The sequence below is a fragment of the Gordonia sp. (in: high G+C Gram-positive bacteria) genome (assembly GCF_052106715.1).
In the GTDB taxonomy this organism is placed as follows: Bacteria; Actinomycetota; Actinomycetes; order Mycobacteriales; family Mycobacteriaceae; genus Gordonia.
Genome location: NZ_JBQEDL010000047.1, coordinates 16,590 through 20,484, shown reverse-complemented (window position 1 = coordinate 20,484; position 3,895 = coordinate 16,590). Strand labels below are relative to the sequence as shown.

Sequence of the window (3,895 nt, the reverse complement as noted above, 5' to 3'; positions counted from 1 at the left end):
CAGCGTGTCCCTGTCGGCGCTATCAGCCATCACCCCTCCTCGAACCGGGTCCCACCTCTGCGGACAACGCTTCCCCAAGACGGAGTTTCCCACGCCGCGCCACGCGGCACGACTCCCATGTCCACAATAGGTGCAATAGCGGGACCCGGCTCACAGGCCCCGAGGACGGACGCCCACTGACCTGGCAGTTCGTTATGCGCGACGATCGGTCGGTCCGCCCGCTACGCCCGGTACTTCGCGGAAACGACTCCACGCGGCCCACAGTTCGGCGTAGCGGCCGCCGGCCGTACGGAGTCGGTCGTGCGTTCCGGACTCCACGAACACCCCGTTCTCCATCACCATGATGAGGTCGGCGCGGGCCGCTTGGCTGAGGCGATGGGCGACGACCATCGCGGTACGGCCGGCGAGTGCCGCTTGCGCCGCGTTCTCGAGGACGTCGGCGTCCGAACTGTCGGCGTCCGCAGTGGCCTCGTCCAAGATCACGACGGGAGGGTCCAGGAGGACGAGTCGGGCCAACGCAAGCTGTTGCTCCTGCATGGGGGTCAACGCGTGTCCGCCCGCGCCGATGACGGTGCTCGGCCCGTCGGGCAGACGCGCCACCCACCCCCACGCCCCGACTTCCTCGAGCGCATCCTTCAGATCGGCGTCAGCAGCGTCGGGAGCGGCGATGCGCAGATCCTCTGCGAGTGGCCCCGCGAACGCGTGGACGTCCTGGGTCAGCAGAACCGGAGCGCTGTCGTCGCAGATCGCTGACAGTCTCGTCCCACCGATGCGAACAACGCCCGAATCCGGCTCGTGCACGCCTGCGATCAGTGCGGCCAGAGTGGATTTTCCGGCGCCGGAGGTTCCGACCACCGCGACCGTCTGTCCCGGCTCGATGATCATGCTGGCGTTGTCGAGCACCTGTCGGCCCGACCCGTAGGCGAAACAGACCGCATCAACCTCGACGCGCGGCGCGTCGGTTCGGACCGACTTCGTGACCGTCCCGACCTGCGCCGGACGCTCGATGGCCTCTTCCTCGTCGTCGGCCGAGGCGATCGCGCCGACAATACGAGCCAACGACGCCGCAGCCGACTGAACGTCGTCCATCACCATGAGGAGTGCACCGATCGGTCCGAAGAGCCGAAGGAACAGCAGCATCGCGGTGGTGACGATGCCGACGGTCGCGAGGTCCCGGTCCACCAGGAAGTAGCCGAGCAGCAGGACCGTGGCCATACCTGCGAACTCGGCGAGGTTCACTCGGCCGAAGAGTCGGTTCTGCACGATCCGGGCCCGCATCGTCCACCGCACGACGTGCCACGATCCGGTGCCGACGCGTCGGCCTGCCTGATCCATCAGATCGTAGGCGTGCACGGTCGGCAGGCCCCGGATGGACCCGAGCATATGGTGCGCGCGCCCGGCCATCGCGGCGCGCTCGGACCGGTACACGGTGGGTGCGGCCCTCAGATACATCCGGGCACCGAGGGCGTACACCGGCGCCACCACCACGACGACGAGGAGAAACCGCCAGTCGAGTGCGGCGAAACCGACGACCGTGACCGCCACCGAGAACCCGGACCGGGCGAAGGCAGGCACTCCCCGGGAGATCGCCTGACTCACCGCGCTGACGTCGTCGGTCGCGCGCGAGACGAGATCACCCGAACCCGCCTCCTCCACTCGTGACTGAGGCAGCCGGAAGGCGGCGCCGACCATGCGCTCACGGAGCCTCGCCAACGCCGTCTCGAACAAGCCAGCGCTCACCGCGACGCCGACGCCCGTTAGCGCCGCCGACCCGATCGCGGCGACCACCATGAGGCCGCCGACACGCAGAACCTCGGCGACATCGCCGTCGTCGGTCGCGATATCCACCATCTCGCCGAATCCCCACGGGATAGCGAGTCCGAGCGCCGCGCCGACCAGCAGGACGACGAACACCGCGGCCGACTCCGCGCGCTTGCCCGCGAAGAGTCCCCGCACGAAGCGTGCGGTCTGACGGCCATCCGCGACCGGAAGGGTCGTCTCGGCTGGATTCGTCTCGGCTGGATTCGTCTCCGCTGGGGTCATCATGCTCGCACCTTCGAATCGGTCGCCACCCGGCCGTCGCCGCTCACGGTGACCACGGTGTCCGCTGCCGCCACGAGGGTGGGAGAACTGGTGAACACGACCGTCGCGAGGCCCGCACGAGTCGGGCCGAGGCGGTCGGCGATCACCGCCTCGGTCACCGAGTCGACCGCACTCGTCGGGTCGACGAGGACCAAGGTGCGGGTGGTCGACGCGAGTGCCCGCGCGAGCGAGACACGTTGGCGCTGCCCGCCGGACAACAGTCGTCCGGCTTCGCCGACGGGGGTCTCGAGTCCGTGCGGCAGCACTTCGAGGACGTCGTCGCATGCCGCCGCGAACAGCGCGGCCGCGACCCGGTCCGGGGGTGTGTTCACCGCGACGTTCTCAGCCACGGTGCCTTCGAAGAGGGTGGTCGCGTGCGGTGCGACACGAACGGCGCGCAGCGCGGCCGCGTCGTGGAGCCCGTACAGGTCGGTCCCGTCCTGTGCTCGTGCGCCCCCGACGGTCACTGTCGCAACGGGCGCACCCGCTCTGGAGAGGTGCCCCGTCGCGGCTGCGGTGAAGGCGGCGTCGCACACCACTGCGGTGACACCGCTCGACGGGAACTCCAGGTCCGCCGTCACGCCGTCGCCCACCGGAAGACCGGTGATCCGAACCGGGACCGCATGGTCCGCGGCCAGGTCGTCGCTTCCCGCTTCGCGGGCGAACGGGGCTTGCAGGACCATCAGCACGCGCTTGGCGGATGCGTTGCTCGCCACCCAGACCTTGCCGAAGTTGGTGCCCATCGCCCGCAGCGGCTCCATCACGACCTGGGTGAGGCCCACGACGGTGATCAATTGACCGACTGTGAGATCGCCACTGACGGCCTGGACTCCGCCCAGTACGCCGACCACGACGACGAATACCGCCGCGACTCCTTCCATCGCGCCGACATAGGCGCCCTCGGATCGGCGAGCCTTGATCACCGCGGTCAGCGCACGATCGCTCGCGGTGCGGTACCGGCGATCGGCCTCCGCTTCCGCGTGCATCCCCTTGACGACGCGAAAACCGGTCACCAGGTCGGTCGCGGTCCCCGCGGCCTCGCCCGCCGCCCGCTGCTCGGCTTCGCTTCGCGCGCGCAGCGACGAACCGGCTTTGTCCAAGCACCACAGCATCACGGGCGCACCGAGCAACACCAGAAGGCCGAGCTGCCACGAGATCGACAGAAGCACCGCCCCGCAGAAGATCACCGATGCCAGCTCGCCGACGGGATACAGCCCGAGCGCGACCGACATCGACAGTCGTTGCACGTCCGAGGTCGCGATGGACAGCAGGACGCCGGGCTGCTGTCCGCCGGACATACCTCGTGGATCGAGGATTCGATCGGTCACCTGAGTGCGGAGCCGATGCTGGATCGTGTTCATACCCAGGAACCCGATGCGCGAACCGAACCGGTAGCTGAACGACAGGAAGGCGAACAGCAGGCCGAGGATCAGCACCCAACGAAGGGTCGCGGACCAGTCCCCGGTCTTGATCGCCCGGTCGATGGCAACGCCCATCACCACCGGGACGAGCGCCTCGCCGATCTGATGACAGACGGTGAGAACGCCTGCCGGTATCGTTCGAGATGGATTGCCGAACATGGTGCGCAACACCAGCTTCCGCGGTGTCGTCTCGGCGTCCACAGCGATCGGACGGTGGTCGGGCTGATGCTCGGCCGCTTCGAAGAAGACGGGTAGCCGCCCGCGACGCCAATCGCTCATCCGAACACCGTCGTCGCCATGCGCCCCTCCTTCGGCTCGTCGTTCTGATTCACGTCACTCCGCACGCTACTATGGGGAGCCTTACTTCTTGCAAACACTGAGGCCGGCAGGAC

2 protein-coding genes are annotated in these 3,895 nt (G+C 68.5%); both read right to left on the bottom strand.

Features of this window, described 5'->3' with window-relative positions; all coding sequences use genetic code 11:
* Positions 1 to 192: 192 nt before the first annotated feature.
* The gene (locus ACTIMF_RS17325) at positions 193 to 2,046 is read right to left on the bottom strand and encodes an ABC transporter ATP-binding protein (protein WP_442351522.1); all 1,854 of its coding nucleotides are present in this window, start codon (positions 2,044 to 2,046) and stop codon (positions 193 to 195) included.
* The gene (locus tag ACTIMF_RS17320; protein ID WP_442351521.1) at positions 2,043 to 3,782 is read right to left on the bottom strand and encodes an ABC transporter transmembrane domain-containing protein; all 1,740 of its coding nucleotides are present in this window, start codon (positions 3,780 to 3,782) and stop codon (positions 2,043 to 2,045) included. Before ACTIMF_RS17320 ends, ACTIMF_RS17325 begins: the two co-directional genes overlap by 4 nt.
* Positions 3,783 to 3,895 lie beyond the last annotated feature (113 nt).